Below are 19,081 nucleotides of genomic sequence, written 5' to 3'. Positions count from 1 at the left end.
CAAAAATCAAAGTGGTATTCTTCGAAAAATAGCTGGAGACAGGACAATAGAGACATGAAAATAAGATACATTTTAACAATACTCAGCCTCATGGTTGTAGGATTAGGAGCACAAGACAATACAGCTGCAAATAAAGCGGCAGGTATTGATTCTTCTCAAGAAAGCCAATCAATCATTGAGACTGAAAAGCAAATTGATGAGGCTATATTCAAGCTCAATGAAAAATTGACACGCCATACAGTTCTATTCAAAATGAAAGTAAGAACTCTTCCATTTAGAACCGTCCTTTACAAAGGAAAAGCTTCAGCAGATGGTATGAAATGTGATATCGCAGTTGATCAAGAAGCAAAAGATAATAACTGTCTTCACCTTGAAGTTTATGACTTCATCAAATCTGAAGATGGGAAGTCGGAGCGAAATTTAGGACCTAAGAATAAGCAAATCATTTTGTTCTATGAAGGAACCAATAATGATGATACTGATCCTAGAAAAGAAGCACCGAGAAATCTAACAAGAGCTAAATCAAGAATTTATCAATATGATTTCCAAATCGAAGACAAAACAATGTCTGAGATCGTAGATCAAGGTCCAAACACTCAGCCAGACCATAATGATAAAATGGAATTGTTCTATCAACATGATGACTACCCACTTTATGGAACTCCTGAAACTCCATCTGAGAAAGGAGTTGGAAAGTATTTACTATCAAATGTTGAGAATACAAAATCCAATCCAATCAGAAATAACTTCAAGAGAGACTTCTATAAAAAACATATTGATTACTTCGATAAACTCTTTACCAAAATTTTTGATTACAACGATAGAGACGGTAATAAAAATTATAAGAAAAACGTTGAGGTTCTAAAGAATTCCCTTAAATATTAAGGATTTGTGAATTACGTTAGACCTTGTCCCAGCTGTAATGTTGAATTAAGAATCCCCCTCATTGAGGGGGATCTTCTTATTCGTTGTCCTCGCTGTGGATTTGGGTTTGAGATCACGCCTAGTGTTGATGCAACAAGTTTTCCACAAAGAAAAATTCTCAATCAAGATAGATTCAAAAAATATTTTCAAGATACTTCTAATTCTTGGCTAGAAAAATCAAAGATAAAGAAATTTATCGAATTTTCCCTTTATTTTATTCTAATATTATATATTGTTAAAAACTGCAATCTAGCAATCGAGAAACAACCTAATCCAATTTCAATCGAAGAACGAGAGCAATCTCTACCAAAGGAAAAATCATCAGATGAGGATGATTTAGCACCTGAAGATTCGAAAGACAATCCAGCAAAACCAGCACCCTACTCGATTTAACTTTCATTCTATAAGGATATTGTCAGAACGTGATTTTCAAGAATACACAATTGCTTGCGGTATGCTCGTTTGTAATTTTTTAATAGATTCCTCGGCAATCGGATTGCCTTTTATTATGAATTCACGTAGAGATTTTAGTTGATAGATTCCTTCCGGAAAATCCGTTATTTTATTACGAGCAATGTATATGTCTTGAATATTAACCCAGAACTTTACTTCATCCGGAAGACTTGTCAGTAAATTATTATCTAAATCTATATACTGTAATTTGCCCCAACCTTTGCATTCCTTTGGAAGAAAGGTGATTCGATTATTGCGAAGATATAAATCAGTTAGATTCAATAAATTGCCAAAATCTATAGGAATTTCTTCTATTCGATTCTCATCCAAATAAAGATTTGTGAGTGATTCACAGTTGCCTAGAGTCTTAGGAAGATTACTGAGTTGATTCTTATCCGCAAGAAAGTATCTCAATTTTCGCATATAACCGATTAGATCCGTTATAGAATTCAATCGATTCATGGAAATGTCTAGATATTCCAATTCAGGAAGATTGATTATTTCTTTTGGAATCTCGGAAATGAGATTTTTTTCCAAGTTGAGAAATTCTAATTTCGGTAGGCAAAAAAGAAGATATGAGAATTCGCTAAAATAATTGCCTCGCAGATCAAGATCACGTAATTTATGAAATTGTTGGAACCAAATGGGAAGCCGAATTAAATTATTGTTAGAAAGATATAGTTCTTCTAAGTTCTCAAATTCTTGAAGTTCTTCAGGAAGTGTAGATAGATTCGCCTCGGATAAATCCAAAATTTTTCTGTTTTTTCTTCCTTCCCAAACTGAATCAGATAGATAATTTTTTAATTTCAAGGCATCCTCAAGCTTGGAATTCTGGATTATGAATTGGATAATCCTTGAGCCAAAAGAACAAACAGGCTCACTCAACGAGTACGTCTTAGACTTAAAGAAATCAATTCATATTAAAGAAATTTTAAAGAAAACTCAATATGATACCGTCAAAGCTATAATTCCCAATAAAGGCAGAGGTAAATTTCTTATTACGGAAATAAATAATTATGTAACTGGAAAATTTGAATTCGAAATGGAGAATTTTAGTCAAGAAATTCCTAATCTACCTAAGACTTCCATTTCTCTAATTATGCCTCTACCGAGACCACAAACTGGGAAGAAAATTCTACATCTTGCGGGTGCATTCGGAGTTGAAGACGTCAAATTTTTATTGCCAGATAGTAAAAATGCCCAGTATCTCACCTCACCTGTTTATAAAGAAAAAGGTATATGGCAAGAAGTAATGACCGGTATGGAACAAACAGGTTCATATATGATTCCAATTGTCAAGATCGATTCATATCGTTCTGGAAGAGATGATGATAAGTTTGAAATCGAATCGGAATCGACGATCAATATAGCCTTCGATCCATCTTCTACTCTATCTTGGATGGAAAATATTGTTTTATATAGTAAAATTGAAGATCGATCCTTTGCGTCATCAATAGAAAAAAATATTCGAATGAATCTATTTTTTGGATCCGAGAGCGGATTTCGAGAAAATGATTTGGATAATTTTATTCAAAAGAACGTAAAGATTTTCAATTTGGGAGATTGCATTCTTAGATCCGAATATGCTGTTTCAGCTGTGCTTTTTACTCTACAAAGCAAAAGACGATGACATCAAAATTCGTTGTTCATCGAATGATTTGAATCCAGGATCTCCATCCGTATAAGTCCAACGTCTTAGATTCTGCAATCGCAATTGAATTGGACCAATGGGAAGGGACAATTCTGCAGCTCCAAGACTTGCATCATCTAACTTGAATGCTTCCCCTGTTCCATCGAATCCTTTTTTAGTATAGAAAAATGATAATGTTAAATTGCTTCCTAATGGAATGTATGACGCAAGAAAAATCCGTGAATTTCTTTCACCTTCATATTTCTCAAAACTCGCTTCTAAGCTATAGCCATAGTAGTTTAATAGCAATGTATGAAAGTATCCACTGATACCTCCTGAAGTAGGTTTTCCTTCAGCATCACGAAATTTCGGAATCATAGGATCAGTTGATGTTAGGTTGCCATGAAATCTTTCCACTTCATAAAAAGAGTCAAAATACATAGGTATATAATTACTACTCATTCTTCGGAGTTCTGGCTTGAATACGACGTTTATATCTTTATCACCAAACCTTGCCATAAATCCATAATGAGTTCCACCGGAATTTTCCAGTTCACGAATACGGTTTACATCCATATAGGGAGTAAATTCCCAGTATTTCATATTCAAAAGACGATATTCTATATCATATCCTTCAATATTTACTTTTCCATTTTCTGCAACTATGGGGAGGTCGCGATTTTCTTGCCTGGTAGGGATTCCAGTCTGTGAGTATTGAAGGTCATAAGGCTTATTGCTATCAAAACTTCTTGTAGTACCAATTGTTAGTCGATTGTACCAAGCATCATTTTCTTCGATTTCCATTTTGCTGTATTTAGAGACTTGCCTTGGAATAGGTCGCCGCCGCTTCCTTTTTAACGGATCTACCTCTTCTATCACAGATTTTCGTCCAGCTTCATCGACAACATTGCCCCTGGATTGCATCATTCCTATGTATTCGTAATCATCTTCATCCTCTTCTTCCCATTCTACAGTTATATAATTGTAGAGTCGGTAGATTAGTCTTCCAAGTGCAAGAGGTTTGATATAAACTCGTGCAGCATTTACATCTCTCGAATATAAAGAATTTGAAAAGAATTGAACTCCAACATAGTCCGAATTAAAATCTGCAAGAACTCCAGCATTATAAACATCGAATCTCACATTATTATAATATTGGTTTACAATGGTTCCATGTCCAATTCTACCATCTCGAATATCTCCAACATATAGCGAATATGTGAGTTTGCCCGGAGCCTCACGTTCATATTGTCCATACCAGATATAGTTGATCACTCGGAAATAATCTGCAGCCTCATTATAATCATATTCTCTAAGTTGGCCGGTTCTTGAAGTCTCGAGTTTTGGCTCGTTATCAAGCATTAAGAGATTGAGAGGAAGAGATAAAGACAATCCAAATTCTTCATTGAGATTATAAGATAAGTTTGGAGATAGATGCAGAAAGTAGTCGTTATCGTTAGATACGCCACCGTAATCCATAGTGAAACTTGTTTCTTTTCTGGATGCTTTAGATGTCGGAACCCATGCCTCAGCATATACTGATTGAACCAAAAATATAGACAATAATAGTATTGTTTGCGAAAATAATTTGGTTCCCATCCCTTTAAATATCGAATTCTCAGAGGACAATATTGAAATATCCGCGAATCTTTTGTCAAATTTATCTAGTTTATCTTATTTGTATTCCTCAAGTAAAAATCCAGGAAAACGGAATTAATTTCTGTAATAGTGAATTTACCTTGACTAAATTCTAGATATTTCCAGTATGGTATGGAAAAGTTCTCACGGAGTATCTCAATGGCTAGAAATTTTAAACCAGAAACAATCGCATTGCATGGCGGACAAGAACCGGACCCAACAACTACGTCTCGGGCTCTACCAATCTATCAAACTACTTCTTATGTTTTCAAAGACACCGATCATGCTGCAAGACTGTTCGGATTGCAGGAATTTGGAAATATCTACACTCGATTAATGAATCCAACCACAGATGTTTTGGAAAAACGCGTTGCGGCGTTAGAAGGCGGAGTTGCCGCCCTTGCGACTTCTTCAGGACAGTCAGCTGAGACATTAGCAATTCTTAATATAGTAGAATCTGGTCAAGAAGTTGTTTCCTCTGCATCACTCTACGGTGGAACTTACAATCTATTTCATTATACTCTTCCGAAGATGGGAATTAAAGTTCATTTCGTTGACCCATCAGATCCAGAAAATTTCAAAAAGGCTGTAAATGATAAAACAAGAGCTTTTTATATAGAAACACTTGGAAATCCTAAACTTGATACCATTGATATTGAGAAAGTAGCAAAAATTGCTCACGATTCAGGTGTTCCTCTAATCGTAGATAATACTATGCCATCGCCATTTCTTGTGAATCCAATTAAACATGGTGCTGATATTGTCGTTGAGTCCCTTACAAAATTTCTTGGCGGTCATGGTACAAGTATTGGCGGTATCATTGTTGATGCTGGTACTTTCAATTGGGGCAATGGAAAATTCAAAGGATTTACAGATCCAGATCCTTCTTACCATGGTTTGAAGTTTTGGGATGTATTTGGTAAATTCGAACCATTTGGTGATGTGAATATTGCTTATATCATCAAAGCTAGAGTGCAAGGATTGCGTGATCTTGGTCCCGCTATCTCGCCTTTCAATGCTTGGCAAATTCTACAAGGCATCGAAACACTTCCTCTAAGAATGGAAAGACATTCTAGTAATGCATTGAAAGTTGCAGAATTTTTGCAAAAACATCCAAAAGTTGAGTGGGTCTCTTATCCTGGTTTGCCATCTGATAAGAATTATGCGATTGCAAAAAAATATCATCATCGCAACTTGTTTGGAGCGATTGTCGGTTTTGAAATCAAAGGTGGACTTGAAAAAGCTAAGAAATTTATTGATAGCTTGGAACTTTTTTCCCTGCTTGCAAATATTGGAGATGCGAAGTCACTAGCCATCCATCCAGCTTCAACTACTCATTCACAGCTAACTGGTGAAGAGCAAATTAGCTCGGGAGTAACTCCTGGATTTGTTCGCTTATCGGTTGGTCTAGAACATATTGATGATATTCTACTCGACCTTGAAGAGGGTTTTAGTAAAATCTAATTTAGAATGCTCAATACTGATTCGATTGGAATAGTCGAAACAAAAACCATAGAATTGCCGGGCCTCTCCTTGGAAAATGGGGAGGTGGTCAATCCTATGGAAATTGCGTATGAGACTTATGGACAATTGAATGAGAGCAAATCCAACGCAATACTTGTCTGCCATGCTCTATCGGGAGATGCTCATGCTGCTGGATTTCATCCTGGAGATAAGCGACCAGGTTGGTGGGATTATTATATTGGACCAGGTAAAGCCCTTGATACAAATCGATATTTTGTAATTTCTACGAATGTTGTTGGAGGTTGTATGGGTTCGAGTGGCCCACTATCAATCAATCCAAAAACGAATGAAGCTTATAAATCGACCTTCCCTTTTGTATCTATTGTGGATATGATACGTGCACAAAATCTATTAATTGAACATTTTGGCATCAAACAATTGTTTGCTGTATGTGGGGGATCAATGGGTGGGATGCAGGCTCTTCAATGGGCAGTCACATATCCAGATAAAGTTAAAAATTGCATTGTTATGGCATCTACTTCCGAACATTCTGCACAGCAAATTGCATTCAATGAAGTTGGACGCCAAGCAATTATGGCGGATCCAAATTGGAATAATGGGGAATACTCAATTCACAATAAACCCAATAAAGGTCTATCCATTGCACGGATGGTTGGTCATGTTACTTATTTATCTGATCAAGTGATGAGAGAAAAATTTGGTCGTAAGCCTCCGCGTGGAAATATCAAAAACACTGATTTTGCAGTAGGAAGCTATTTGATCTATCAAGGTGAATCCTTTGTAGATCGGTTCGATGCAAATAGTTATATTTATGTTACGAAAGCTCTAGATCACTTCTCACTTGGAACTGGTAAGGAATTGAGTCAGTCTTTATCAAAAGTAAAATCTCGTTTTCTTATACTTGCCTACAGTTCTGATTGGCTCTATCCTCCCTATCAATCACGGGAAATTGTAAATGCATTGGAAGTGAATGCTGTTCCAGTTGCATACTGTGAGTTGGAAACAGAAGAAGGACATGATTCTTTTCTACTTCCAAGCAATGATCAGACGAAAGTTCTACAAGGTTTTCTCAATCATTCGGAGATCAATTAAAGTTGCTGGGTAATATTTATAAAAACAGACCAGATTTTCGGTTTATCGAAAACCTTATTGAGCCCGGAGAAAGGATTCTCGATTTAGGTTGTGGAAATGGCGAACTTATGGAGATTCTTCGTAAGAAAGGAGTTAGGTGCCAAGGAATCGAACGCGATGAGAATTGTGTAATTTCTTGCGTAGAAAAAGGATTGTATGTTCACCATGGAGACATTGATCGAGGCCTCACTCATCACTTGGATAAAAGTTTTGACTATGTAATATTGAATCAGACAATTCAACAAACTCTTAATCCGGGCAAAATCATTCGGGAAACATTGAGAATTGGAAAAAAAGTCATAATTGCTTTCCCAAATTTTGGTCATTGGAAAATTCGCTATACTATTCTTCGTGATGGACAAACTCCAGTGACTCCGCTCATGCCCTACCACTGGTACGATACACCCAATCTCCATTTTCTATCAAATCTAGATTTTAAATCTTTCTGCGAATATGAAAATATTCGAATAACAGGAACTGCATTCTTTAGAAAGGATAAACAAATTAAAATTATTCCAAATCTAATCTGTGACCTATCTTTATATATCATTCAAGATTAAAAAAAAAAGCCCGAAAAAGTTTCCTTCTTCGGGCCTCAGAGTTGTACGGCGATTTTATTGCAGTAGTCTCATGACCATTTGGTTCTTCACGTTAGCTTGAGCTAACATGGAGTTTGCAGCCTGTGTCAAGATTTGATATCTGGTAAAGCTAGTCATTTGCTCTGCCATATCAGTATCTCTAATTCTAGACTCTGCCGCTTGGATGTTCTCATACGCATTGAGAAGTCCTTTTGCAGCATGCTCCAAACGATTGTAATAAGCTCCAAGATCTGCTCTTTGTTTAGAGATCACACGAAGTGCATCATCACAAAGTCCGATCACTGAGTTAGCTTTACCTGCAGTTGATAGCGAGATAAAAGTCAAAACAGTTGGGTTACGAAGACCCAAAGCAGCAGTGTTCATAGTTTGAATATAAACTCTTTCTCTTTGGTGCATGTTCGCGCCCATATGGAACCACATACTTGCAGTAGGATTCAACCTTCCGAAAGCTCCAGTTAGGAGTTTCATTTTGTTGAATTCTGCTTGTGAAGCAATTCGATCGATCTCATCAATCAACTGAGAAACTTCAACTTGGATCTGTTGTCTATCTTCCTCGGTATAAATACCGTTGGCAGCTTGTACAGAAAGAACACGAATCCTTTGGACAATTTCATGAGTCTCTTGAAGGTAACCTTCAGTAGTCTGAATCATTGACATACCGTCTTCTGTGTTCATCTCAGCTCTACGTAGACCTGAAACCTGAGTTCTCATCTTTTCTGATACAGCCAAACCAGAGGCATCATCCCCTGCTCGGTTGATTCTCATTCCTGACGAGAGTTTCTCAATATCTTTGCTTAACATTGCATCATTGTATTTCAATGTGCGGTGAGCGAAGATAGCGCTTATATTGTGGTTAATAATCATCCGGTTTCCTCCTTGAATCCGTCTGAAAAAAGTTCAGAGACAAGGCCTTCCGTGGCCTTTACATAATCAAAAATCGTCTGATTTCTCAATTTCGATTATGCATTTTTTCTCTCGAAAAAAGAATAAACCTCATATCCTCCAAACAATCACTATGTCACTTATGGTTCAAAAATGATTGACTGCTTGCGTGAGTTAGGAGAATTTTTCAATAGAGGTCAACCATTGCTTAAGAAAGTCTATCTCGCAAATCCTAGAGGTTTTTGTGCTGGAGTAAAATACGCTATATCATATGTAGATAAAGTTCATGAAGAATCTCAACAACCCGTTTATGTTAGAAAAGAAATCGTTCACAATAGACGAGTTGTTGAAGACATGAAAAAAAGAGGAATTCAATTTATTGAGGATTTAAGTGAAGCACCAGAAGGATCAACTGTCATATTCAGTGCTCATGGAGTTTCACCAGCTGTTGTTGAAGAAGCAAAAAAAAGAAATATGAAAGTGGGAGATGCTACATGCCCATTAGTAACTCGAGTTCATAGAAAGGCAAAAAATCTCAAGGATACCCATCAATTCATCTATATAGGCCATCATGGTCATGACGAAGCAATTGGAACAATGGGAGAAGCGCCTATGTTTCTTGTGGAATCACCCGAAGAAGTACAAGACCTAAAAGATAAAATCGATCCGTCCAAACCTTTGACCTACTTAATGCAGACAACTCTGAGTGTATCCGATACCAAAAAAATTGTAGATAAAATTGCAGAAGTTTTCCCTTTTGTTGAACATCCAGCAAAGGATGATATATGTTATGCGACTACCGAAAGACAAGAAGCTGTAACTCAAATGATAGACGCTGTAGATGCAATGATTGTGATTGGAGCAAATAATAGTTCTAATTCGCTCAGACTGCTTCAATTAGCACAGAAAACCAAACCTCTATCTTTTCGAATCAGCTCAGCCGAAGAGCTAGATATTCATAAAATGATACTCGAGAATAATATTGAAACAATTGGTATTACAGCAGGCGCATCTTCTCCGCAGATTCTTGTCGATGAAATCTGCAACAAATTGAGCGCTGAATTTACAGGTCTTGATATTTCTCTCTTCCCCGAATCTAGAGAAGATACAATGAACTTTAAATTACCGAAAATTTTGATTCAGGAATAATCAACGTTGAGAAATATAAATTGACTAGGCAATCTAATTCTGGACGAGAAAATTTATTCAATACTCAATACAGAAGGCGCAATTTATATGAGAAAATTCTCAATCGTTCTTTTCAAATAGCCAATGAACCTGGGCTCTCCATTCGATCTCAGATTCCAAGAATACTTAGGCTTTTAGACCGTGGATGCTTTGCTGAGAACGTTTATTACTTTGAACTATTACCAATTCTATTTAAAGAATCGGTATCTTCAAATAAGCATTTCAATCCACAGCTTTCTTCACGTAAAGATACAATAACCCAATCCATTGAATTTAATTTTAAAGATTTAGACTCTATGGTATTGCTCTCCAAGTTGAAGAATGGTCAACCCGGTCTATCTTATGATAATCTTGGTAATAAATTCCATGAAATTAATTTACCAATTATAGTTAAAAATAAATTACAAAGTATTGTTACTATAGCCTTAACGACTGAGCCTGAATGGGAAAAATACGAAATAAAATTATTTACCCAATTTGCCCGATTGATATCCAGCATCTTCGAAAAATATGCAAGTCGAAATGAATTAAATCTTTTGCAAGAAGCGATTGAGCAAAGCCAGGAAAGCATACTCATAACTGATGGAAAATTGGATAGACCAGGACCACATATTGTCTACGTGAATACTTCCTTTCTAAGAATGACTGGTTATAGCCGAGATGAGATTATTGGTCAAACTCCCAGAATTTTTCAAGGTCACAAAACTGATCCAATTTTCTTACGCAATCTCAAGGAGAGCCTTTTAAAAGAAAAAACCTTTCAAGGAGAATCGACAAACTACAGAAAGGACGGAACTTCATATCAAGTTGAATGGAATATCTCGCCCGTAAAAAATCAGTTTGGCGAGATCACTCATTATATTTCTACTCAGAGAGATATTACAGAAAAAGTCATTCGGGAAAAAGAAATCAACAAACGGCTGCGATATGAAATTGGACTGGCAGCAATTTCTCAGATTCTTCTCTATGCCAATCCATCGGACGATACGCTAGAACAAGCCGTCGAACAACTGTATATTTTTTCTGATGTCGGTGGAATTTTTTTATTTCGTAATATTGAAGAAAATTCCCAAGAGAGAATGTTTGAACCTAGTATTTGTTTTCGAAGAAACAAAAAAAGTAAAATTTCGAGTCATTTTCAGTTACCTACTGAATGGATTGAATCTCTAAAAACAGATGCCATTCTTTCGAGTGAAATCGGTGAACATCCATCTAAGTCAGAACTTTTGAAATTATGGAATACTCAGACTTTTATTTTGATAAGAATTTATTCGAGCCAATCCAAAGATCATTATATTTGTCTGTTTGAAGACAATCCTGAGCGAGTCTGGACACCTGATGACATTCTTCTAATGAAGACTGCTTCTTATTGGATCGGAGCTTTTTTAGAGAGAACGCAAATTTTGAAAGAAGTGGAACAGCATAGAGATCATTTGCAGTCATTGGTAGTCGAGAGGACTCGTGATCTAATCGAAGCTAAAGAAAAGGCAGAGTCTGCCAATTTAGCAAAATCAAATTTTCTTGCGAATATGAGTCATGAATTGCGAACCCCCTTGAATTCCATACTGGGTTTCTCACAACTCATTACTCCGAATCCGAATTCAGAGGATGAACGAAAATACTTAGAATATATTCATTCTTCGGGGACTCATCTTCTCAAATTGATCAATGAAATCCTGGATCTATCCAAAATTGAAGCTGGAAAGATGGATTTGCTTTTTGAAAATATCCAATTGGTTTCGATCATTAATTTATGTACCGACATAATGCAATCCCAAGCAGTATTGAAAGGAATTACAATCAAAAACCAGATTCTTGAACCTAGTATTAAGGTGATAGGAGATGAGAAACGAATCAAACAAATATTGCTAAATTTGTTATCAAATGCTGTAAAATTTTCAGATTCTAACAATACGATTAGTATTGAAGGACATGAGAAGAAAAAATCAGGAAAAAATTTTTATGGGATTGCAATTTCAGATGTTGGACAGATAATCGAGAAAAAAAATCAGCAAAAAATTTTTGAGAAATTCATTCAAATTAATGACCCAATGCAAGCCGATAATCAAGGAACAGGACTTGGTTTAGCAATAACGAAAAAATTGGTTGAGGCAATGGGCGGCTGGATGGAAATCAGCTCGGATGCTTCGAATACAACATTTTATTTCTTTTTACCATTAGCCTAAAGTGAGTAGGCAATAGATTTACCATGAACAACCAGAATAAACAAAGACGTCCTCAAGAACCCATTCTAATCGTTGAAGATAGAGTTGAAAACCAAGCCCTACTGCTCGGTCTGATTCGACAGATGAAGGTAGAAGCAGACATTGCAGGTAATGGACAGATTGCACTAGAGATGTTAGCTAAGAAGAAATACTCTCTATTTATTGTGGATCTAATGATGCCCGTGATGGATGGCAACACATTCATCGACAAACTAAAAGAAATTGATAATGAAGCAATAGTTTTGGTTCAAACAGCTCTCGATAGCACAGAGACCATTATAGAGATCATGAAGAAAGGAGTGTTTGATTATATTATCAAACCCATTTTTCCGGAAGTTTTCCAAAAAACACTGAATAAAGCTCTAGAATTCCGTTACCTTAAAGATGTAGAAAAAAATTTGAATCAGATGGAGAGCAATAAACTCCGCAGTCAATTAGAATGGCTCAATTACAAAGAGAATCTTCGCAAAAAGGGTACTGACTCCATTGAGAAAAATTCAATCTACAATCTAAAGACTTCCCTTTCTCAAGGCTCAGGCTTTGGAGCGATGACTACTTTGGTGGATATGATCAAGTCAACTTCTCAATCCTTAGAGGATGGACGAGTATCGGTAGACCCAGAAATTCTTTCTATACTCTATGAGAATAATGAAATCACCCAGAATATGTTGAATGGAATCAATAAGGTTTCTGAACTACTAGATTATGATCTTAAGTTGAAATCAATATCTGGAGCAGAATTTGTTGACAAGCTCAAATCTTTTTGTGAAATCATCAATCCTTATCTAGATTCAAAGAAGGTTAACTTTAATTTCTCTAAACTCAATTCTCCTTGCAAAATTAATATAGATATAGATATAATGGGCATGGTTTTTGAGGAATTGGGATTAAATGCTTTTAAATATTGCAAAGAGAATTCTCATATTGATTTCTACTCTCATGTTAATCGCGGCTACTTGATTATTTCTGTTAAGAATGAAGTGAAAAATGATAGTTATGGCGGAATTCCAGAAGATATGGAAAAGTATGTCCTCCAACCTTTCTTTCGTATCCATCCACCGGTGGAAGCCGTGAACAAAATCGAGAGATTTGGAATTGGTTTAGGGCTTACAATGGTTGAACATATTTTAAATAAACACAATGGATTATTTTTTATCCATAATGCGAAAGATCATACGTCAGATACAGTTGAGCTCTGCGTTCTAGCAGAATGTTTTATTCCGATACTATGAGGTAATGAGTGTCTAAGAAAATTTTGATTATTGATGATTCTGCAGTTTTTCGTAAAATTGTAACCGTTCATCTAAAAACCGCAGCTTTTGAAATCATTGAAGCAGTTGATGGATTGGATGCTTTGGAGAAATTGAAAACGACCAAAGTGGATTTGATTGTATCCGATATGAATATGCCGAATATGGATGGGATTGAATTTGTAAAAAGTATAAAAACAGATCCTATACATAAATTCACTCCAATCATTATGCTTACGACAGAATCACAAGACGATAAAAAGAAACTTGGTTTAGAAGCTGGCGCTCGTGCTTGGCTAACTAAACCCTTCTCGCCCGAAGATTTACTTTCTACAATTTCTAAATTACTAGGATAATTATGAATATTAGTCAAGATCAGAATCATTATTTGGTAACTTTGGATTCTGAGTTTACAATTCATAATGTAGCTGAAGCTAAAAGAAGTTTTGACGAAATGAAATTCTCTACAGGAAAAAAACTAGTATGGGATTTAAAAAATCTTTCTCGCATTGACACAGCTGGGATCCAATTCCTAATATCTTGTAAAAATTGGTCAGCAAGCAATGGATTGGAGATGGGAATCATCAATCATACTGAATCCATCATTGGAGCTTTTGATCTATTGGGTCTTGCAGCATATTTCGGTGACTCAATTAAGATGAGCAAGGAAATGAAGGAAAACTACAAATTTTCGTACGGTAGAAAGAAAGGATTCTATTGATGGATTTAGATGAGATTGTAATCGCTTTCGTACAAGAATCAGAAGAACTCCTGATCCAAATGGAAGATCTTTTATTAGTTCTTGAAACGGATCATACAAATATTGATGCAATTAATGGAGTTTTTCGCTCGATTCATACCATCAAAGGAACTGCTGGAATGTTTGGATTCCATGCGATTGTTGATTTCACACATGTCGTCGAGAATTTGTTAGATGATCTCAGATCTGGAAAATCAAAAATCAATGAACAGATCATTGAACTTCTACTTAAGACTAAAGATTACCTTTTAGAAATTATAAAATTGCAAGCTGATGGAAATCCTCTCAGCAATATTAAAAAAAATGAAGGTGATGTTATTTTGAAAGGCCTAATGCCTTTTCTTGCAACTGGGAATGCTGAAAACAAAATAAAACAAATATCAGAAAGCAATGGAAATTCTGAAGAAATTTCTACAGTTTTACAAACAGATACCTACCATATATCCTTACGTCCTAAGCCTGAGATTTTCCAAAATGCACTAGATCCAATTCCTTTTTTGAAATACCTCAAACAACTCGGAGAAATTGTATATTTAAAAACGATAGTGAGCAGTCTTCCTGAATGGAAAATTTGGAATCCGGAAAATTGCTATCTTGGTTTTGAAATCCGATTTAGATCAGATGCCAATCTAGAGGAGATCAGAAAAGCATTTGAATTTCTTGAATATGATTCACTCATTTTAATCTTGCCACCAAAATCTTCAATGGCAAATCTAAGAGATCATATCAGTAAATTGCCTGAAGATGAAATTTTTATTTCTAATTTACTATTTGAATGTGGAACGATCAATCGTGAAGAATTGATATTTTTACTAGAAACCTATCAATCTGATATTACTGGAATTCAGCCACAGATTGGTATTACGAAAATTGAATCAACACCTACCAAAAATACAAATAACTCTGCAAATCAAGGTAGTTCGCTTCGCGTTGATTCAGAGCGCGTGGACTACCTTATAAACAAAGTTGGTGAACTAGTAGTTGCTGAAGCAAATTTGAATATTCTACTATCCAACAAAGAAGATTCGTCTCTAACAGAATCATTGCATTCTGTGGGTAGGCTTGTATCTGAGCTTAGAGAAATTTCTTTAAAATTGCGAATGGTTCCAATTGGAGATAGTTTTAACAAATACCATAGAATTGTAAGAGATCTTGGATCGACGACTGGTAAGAAAGTGAAATTGAATGTGAGCGGTGGCGAAACAGAATTGGATAAATCTGTTGTGGAGAGAATCTCTGATCCATTGGTTCATATTGTTCGCAATGCGATAGATCATGGTTTAGAGACTTCTGAAGAAAGGCAAAAAGCAGGCAAGAATCCAACAGGAAATCTTCATCTCAATGCATTTCATGATACCGGTTCGATTGTGATTGAAATCTGGGACGATGGACGAGGAATCAACGAATCCAAAGTTTTGGCTAAGGCAATTGAAAAGGGAATTGTAGCTGAAGATAAAATATTAAATGAAAGCGAAATTCATAGATTGCTTTTTCATCCTGGCTTCTCTACTGCCGATACGATCACCAATATTTCCGGACGTGGAGTTGGATTGGATGTTGTATTAAAGAATATTGAAGCACTGCGGGGTTCCGTGGATGTGGAAAGTAAACCAAATCTTGGAACAAAATTTACAATCCGCCTCCCACTCACACTTGCAATTATCGACGGATTTCTTGTAGGAATGGGTCAGGATTTATATGTGATTCCTTTAGATATGGTTCGTGAATGTGTCGAATTCGCAGACGAGAATAGAACAATCGATCAATCGGGCAATTTTTTCAATCTACGTGGCAAAGTGTTACCTTTTGTACGCTTAGATGAATTTTTCCACAAAGAAAAGATCCTCGGACAGAGGGAAAATATTGTAATTACAGAATTTCAAGGTATTCGAATTGGATTGGTTGTAGATAAGCTGTATGGTGAAATACAAACAGTAATTAAACCTCTTGCAAAAGTATTTGAGGGAATTCGAGGAATTGGCGGCTCTACAACATTAGGTGATGGAAGCATTGCTTTGATTTTGGATATTCCCAATCTTCACAATTCCCTAAAAGAAGCTCAGGAAATGGAATTAGCGTAATATGTTTTTTGATAATGAAATAAGGATGGATGATCAACCATGAAAGCTCTAACAATTAAAATGAAACTGGGTATCGTTTTTATACTTTTGACAGTTATAATGATTACAATGGTTGCGTATATAAAGTATTCAATAATAAGAACTGGGGAATCAGCAAATAATCAAGTCAACACAGAAAAAGAATTGCTGAATACTGTAAATGGTTTGATTGATAACAATGCAAAAGCTGAAGGCTATCTATTGAATGCTGCATTATCTGTAGATCCCGCTTCTTCCTTTTCAAGTATAAAATTATCCAAAACAATTCTTATGGATTCAGATACAAGTTTTGAGAACCTCAGTCGTTTAACTTCAAACCAAGGAAACCAGCACATCGCAACAGTTTCGAGTTTGAAGATTTCGAAACAAAAAGTAGTAGATGCATTGAATGCAATTCTTGCAACGGAAGGAAGTGTAGATTCACTCGACAAAGCAAAAAGAGGAATACAAAATGATCTACTTCCTTCAATTAACAGCTTAAAAGATTCTCTATTCTCGTTTCGCACCGCAATTAAACAAGAAATTTCTAAATCAAGTGTTGAACAAGACGATCTTCTTATGCTAATAGAATCATCTATAATTGGTTTTGGAATTTTCATTATTCTTGCAACTCTTTTATCAATGCTATGGATTTATAACGGAATTCGGAAATCAATAGGAACCAGTTTAATAACTCTAGAAAATCTCGCAAATGGTCAGCTTGATCAAAGACTTGAGATATCCAGTCATGATGAGATAGGAATTGTAAAAACTTCCTTTAATAGTGTATTAGAATCTTTGAATGATAAGATAACGAGTAATAAAGTAATTTCCGAACTTATCGATTTACTTGGAGCACAGACAGATCAGAACCAAGCTTTGCAGATTGCCTTGGATAAAATACGTGAAGGATTTGGTTGGGGGTACGGCTCATTTTGGACTGTAGATCCAAAAGAAAAAGAGCTCAGATTGGCAGTAGATTCGGGCAATATAGGTTACGAGTTCAAGCAAGCATCTGAAGCTTCCAGATTCAAGGAAGGCGTTGGACTCAATGGTAGATCTTGGAAAAATAGAGATTTGGTTTTTGTTCAAGATTTAGCAGAACTCCAAGACTGCTCAAGAGCCCCATCCGCAAGAAAGGCTGGAGTAAAATCGGGAATCGCCTTCCCTATTATCATTAGTGGAGAAGTTCATGGAACTATGGATTTTTTTACTATGGAGAGACTAGAATCATTGTCTCCAAGTCGCCTCGAAGCTTTCAAATATTTATCTACCATTCTATCAGATACGATTACAAAAATCAAAGATCGAAATGAAATGATTCGAATCAAAACAGCCTTAGATAATGTATCAACTAATATCATGATGGCTGACGCTGACCTCAATGTAATTTACATGAACAAATCAATTGTGAAAATGTTCAAACAAGGCGAAGAAGATATTCGTAAAGATATTAGAATTTTTGAATCAAATAAACTCATCGGTTCAAATATTGATTCATTCCATAAAAATCCAGATCATCAAAGAGGAATTCTTAAAGGGCTTTCGACAACTTTTCGTTCTGCGATAACAATCGGCGGAAGACATTTTACATTGATTGCCAATCCAATCATCAGTGAAGGTGGTGAAAGACTAGGATCTGTTGTGGAATGGGCGGATGTTACGAATCAAGTAGCCGTTCAGAATGAAATTGATTCGATCATCCAAGGTGCGGGTCGTGGTGATTTTACACGACGTGCAAAACTGGAAGGTAAAGAAGATTTTTTCCTCATATTAAGCAAAGGTGTAAATCAGCTTCTCGATATTTCTGCCAAAGGACTTGGTGATGTTCTCAGTGCTTTAGCCAAAATATCACAAGGTGACTTGTCCGCAAAAATTGTAGATGATTATGAAGGAACTTTTGGTGAACTCAAAGAATATGTAAACAATACAGTAGGTAAATTAGAAGAAATCATTGGTGATGTAAAAACCAAAACTACAACTCTTCTGAATGCAGCAGAAGAAGTTACATCCACGGCACAGACTCTATCACAAGGTGCAAGTGAACAAGCTGCAAGCGTTGAAGAAACAAGTGCTTCCCTAGAAGAAATGACTGCAAGTATAGATCAGAACGCTGAAAATGCAAAACAGACAGAGTCCATTTCTACGAAATCGGCGAAGGAAGCTGCAGAAGGTGGCAAAGCAGTGATCAATACCGTGGAAGCGATGAAACAAATTGCTGATAAAATTTCTATAATTGAAGATATTGCTTATCAAACCAACTTACTTGCATTAAACGCAGCAATTGAAGCTGCACGTGCAGGTGAGCATGGAAAAGGATTTGCGGTTGTTGCAAGTGAAGTAAGGAAACTTGCAGAAAGAAGCCAAAAGTCTGCAAATGAAATATCTTCCCTAGCCTCTGGATCTGTTCAGATCGCAGAATCTGCTGGAAAACTTATCAATGAAATCGTTCCAGCTATCAACAAAACAGCTGACCTCGTACAAGAAATTTCAGCGGCTAGTTCTGAGCAATCTACTGGAGTAATGGAAGTGAATAAAGCTATGACTCAATTGGATCAAGTATCACAACAGTCTGCTTCTGCCTCAGAAGAACTTGCAGCAATTGCAGAAGAACTTAAATCTCAAGCATCACAACTTATGACGACAGTATCATTTTTTCAATTAGAGGGTGCTAAGTCCAAAGGCCAGATTGGAACCTCAAGAAAAACGATTCAATCCAAAGACTCATCAAGAGAACGTGAGAATGCAAGTTATGAGTCAAGCCAAACTAAATCTTCTGATACCTCAGAAGGTTTCTCTAAATTTTAGGAGACCAAT

Annotated in this window: 15 protein-coding genes and 2 pseudogenes; 14 read left to right on the top strand and 3 right to left on the bottom strand. The window is 36.1% G+C overall.

Annotated elements, in window-relative coordinates; all coding sequences use genetic code 11:
- The first annotated feature begins 54 nt into the window (after positions 1-54).
- Together fcpB and O4O04_RS11035 are read left to right on the top strand one after the other, a co-directional pair.
- A complete protein-coding gene (gene fcpB, locus O4O04_RS11040; protein ID WP_272531736.1) occupies positions 55-885 on the top strand; it encodes a flagellar-coiling protein FcpB in 831 nt (276 codons plus the stop codon).
- Positions 886-891: 6 nt separating this feature from the next.
- A complete protein-coding gene (locus O4O04_RS11035) occupies positions 892-1,317 on the top strand; it encodes a hypothetical protein (RefSeq protein WP_272531735.1) in 426 nt (141 codons plus the stop codon).
- 36 nt (positions 1,318-1,353) lie between these two features.
- Here O4O04_RS11035 and O4O04_RS11030 read toward each other — a convergent pair whose 3' ends face one another.
- Positions 1,354-2,187 (bottom strand): leucine-rich repeat domain-containing protein, encoded by an 834-nt coding sequence (locus O4O04_RS11030; protein WP_272531734.1) that lies wholly within the window; start codon positions 2,185-2,187, stop codon positions 1,354-1,356.
- A 28-nt stretch (positions 2,188-2,215) separates the two neighbouring features.
- Between O4O04_RS11030 and O4O04_RS11025 the strand changes: the two genes are divergently transcribed.
- On the top strand, positions 2,216-3,007 hold the full coding sequence (locus O4O04_RS11025; RefSeq protein ID WP_272531733.1) for a 16S rRNA (uracil(1498)-N(3))-methyltransferase: 792 nt from the start codon (positions 2,216-2,218) through the stop codon (positions 3,005-3,007).
- On the opposite strand, the gene O4O04_RS11020 is transcribed toward O4O04_RS11025, so the two are convergent.
- The gene (locus tag O4O04_RS11020) at positions 2,987-4,636 is read right to left on the bottom strand and encodes a hypothetical protein (RefSeq protein WP_272531732.1); all 1,650 of its coding nucleotides are present in this window, start codon (positions 4,634-4,636) and stop codon (positions 2,987-2,989) included. The genes O4O04_RS11025 and O4O04_RS11020 overlap by 21 nt on opposite strands.
- A gap of 168 nt (positions 4,637-4,804) precedes the next feature.
- Here O4O04_RS11020 and O4O04_RS11015 point away from each other — a divergent pair, with 168 nt between their 5' ends.
- From O4O04_RS11015 to metW, 3 genes are read left to right on the top strand one after another with little or no spacing between them, the layout of a single operon-like run.
- The gene (locus O4O04_RS11015; RefSeq protein ID WP_272531731.1) at positions 4,805-6,109 is read left to right on the top strand and encodes an O-acetylhomoserine aminocarboxypropyltransferase/cysteine synthase family protein; all 1,305 of its coding nucleotides are present in this window, start codon (positions 4,805-4,807) and stop codon (positions 6,107-6,109) included.
- Positions 6,110-6,115: 6 nt separating this feature from the next.
- Positions 6,116-7,222: a homoserine O-acetyltransferase MetX gene (gene metX, locus O4O04_RS11010; RefSeq protein WP_272531730.1), complete on the top strand. Its 1,107-nt coding sequence runs from the start codon at positions 6,116-6,118 to the stop codon at positions 7,220-7,222.
- A 2-nt stretch (positions 7,223-7,224) separates the two neighbouring features.
- The gene (gene metW, locus O4O04_RS11005; RefSeq protein ID WP_272531729.1) at positions 7,225-7,821 is read left to right on the top strand and encodes a methionine biosynthesis protein MetW; all 597 of its coding nucleotides are present in this window, start codon (positions 7,225-7,227) and stop codon (positions 7,819-7,821) included.
- A 54-nt stretch (positions 7,822-7,875) separates the two neighbouring features.
- Here the strand turns inward: metW and O4O04_RS11000 are convergent, their stop codons facing one another.
- The gene (locus O4O04_RS11000) at positions 7,876-8,724 is read right to left on the bottom strand and encodes a flagellin N-terminal helical domain-containing protein (protein WP_272531728.1); all 849 of its coding nucleotides are present in this window, start codon (positions 8,722-8,724) and stop codon (positions 7,876-7,878) included.
- Positions 8,725-8,946: 222 nt separating this feature from the next.
- On the opposite strand from O4O04_RS11000, the gene ispH reads away from it, so the two are divergent.
- The 8 genes and pseudogenes from ispH to O4O04_RS10960 form a co-directional block, all read left to right on the top strand.
- Entirely contained in the window at positions 8,947-9,891 is a 945-nt protein-coding gene (gene ispH / locus O4O04_RS10995) for a 4-hydroxy-3-methylbut-2-enyl diphosphate reductase (protein ID WP_272536075.1), read from the top strand.
- A gap of 20 nt (positions 9,892-9,911) precedes the next feature.
- Positions 9,912-12,116, top strand: coding sequence for a PAS domain-containing sensor histidine kinase (locus tag O4O04_RS10990; RefSeq protein ID WP_272531727.1), 2,205 nt, complete (start codon positions 9,912-9,914; stop codon positions 12,114-12,116).
- Between the two features lie 23 nt (positions 12,117-12,139).
- Positions 12,140-13,387: a hybrid sensor histidine kinase/response regulator gene (locus tag O4O04_RS10985; RefSeq protein ID WP_272531726.1), complete on the top strand. Its 1,248-nt coding sequence runs from the start codon at positions 12,140-12,142 to the stop codon at positions 13,385-13,387.
- Positions 13,388-13,395: 8 nt separating this feature from the next.
- Positions 13,396-13,761 carry a response regulator gene (locus tag O4O04_RS10980; protein WP_272531724.1) on the top strand — a complete coding sequence of 122 codons (366 nt, stop codon included), beginning with the start codon at positions 13,396-13,398 and terminating at the stop codon, positions 13,759-13,761.
- Between the two features lie 2 nt (positions 13,762-13,763).
- On the top strand, positions 13,764-14,126 hold the full coding sequence (locus O4O04_RS10975; protein WP_272531723.1) for an STAS domain-containing protein: 363 nt from the start codon (positions 13,764-13,766) through the stop codon (positions 14,124-14,126).
- Positions 14,126-16,246 carry a chemotaxis protein CheA gene (locus tag O4O04_RS10970; RefSeq protein WP_272531722.1) on the top strand — a complete coding sequence of 707 codons (2,121 nt, stop codon included), beginning with the start codon at positions 14,126-14,128 and terminating at the stop codon, positions 16,244-16,246. Before O4O04_RS10975 ends, O4O04_RS10970 begins: the two co-directional genes overlap by 1 nt.
- A 39-nt stretch (positions 16,247-16,285) precedes the next feature.
- A pseudogene (locus tag O4O04_RS20435) lies at positions 16,286-17,545 on the top strand (GAF domain-containing protein); the annotation flags it as partial.
- 24 nt (positions 17,546-17,569) lie between these two features.
- Positions 17,570-18,928: pseudogene (locus O4O04_RS10960) on the top strand (methyl-accepting chemotaxis protein); the annotation flags it as partial.
- Between the last annotated feature and the right edge of the window lie 153 nt (positions 18,929-19,081).

It is taken from the genome of Leptospira sp. GIMC2001, from assembly GCF_028462125.1.
GTDB lineage: Bacteria > Spirochaetota > Leptospiria > Leptospirales > Leptospiraceae.
Note: the sequence above shows the minus strand (reverse complement) of the source record. Positions and strands in the feature narration are given on the sequence as shown.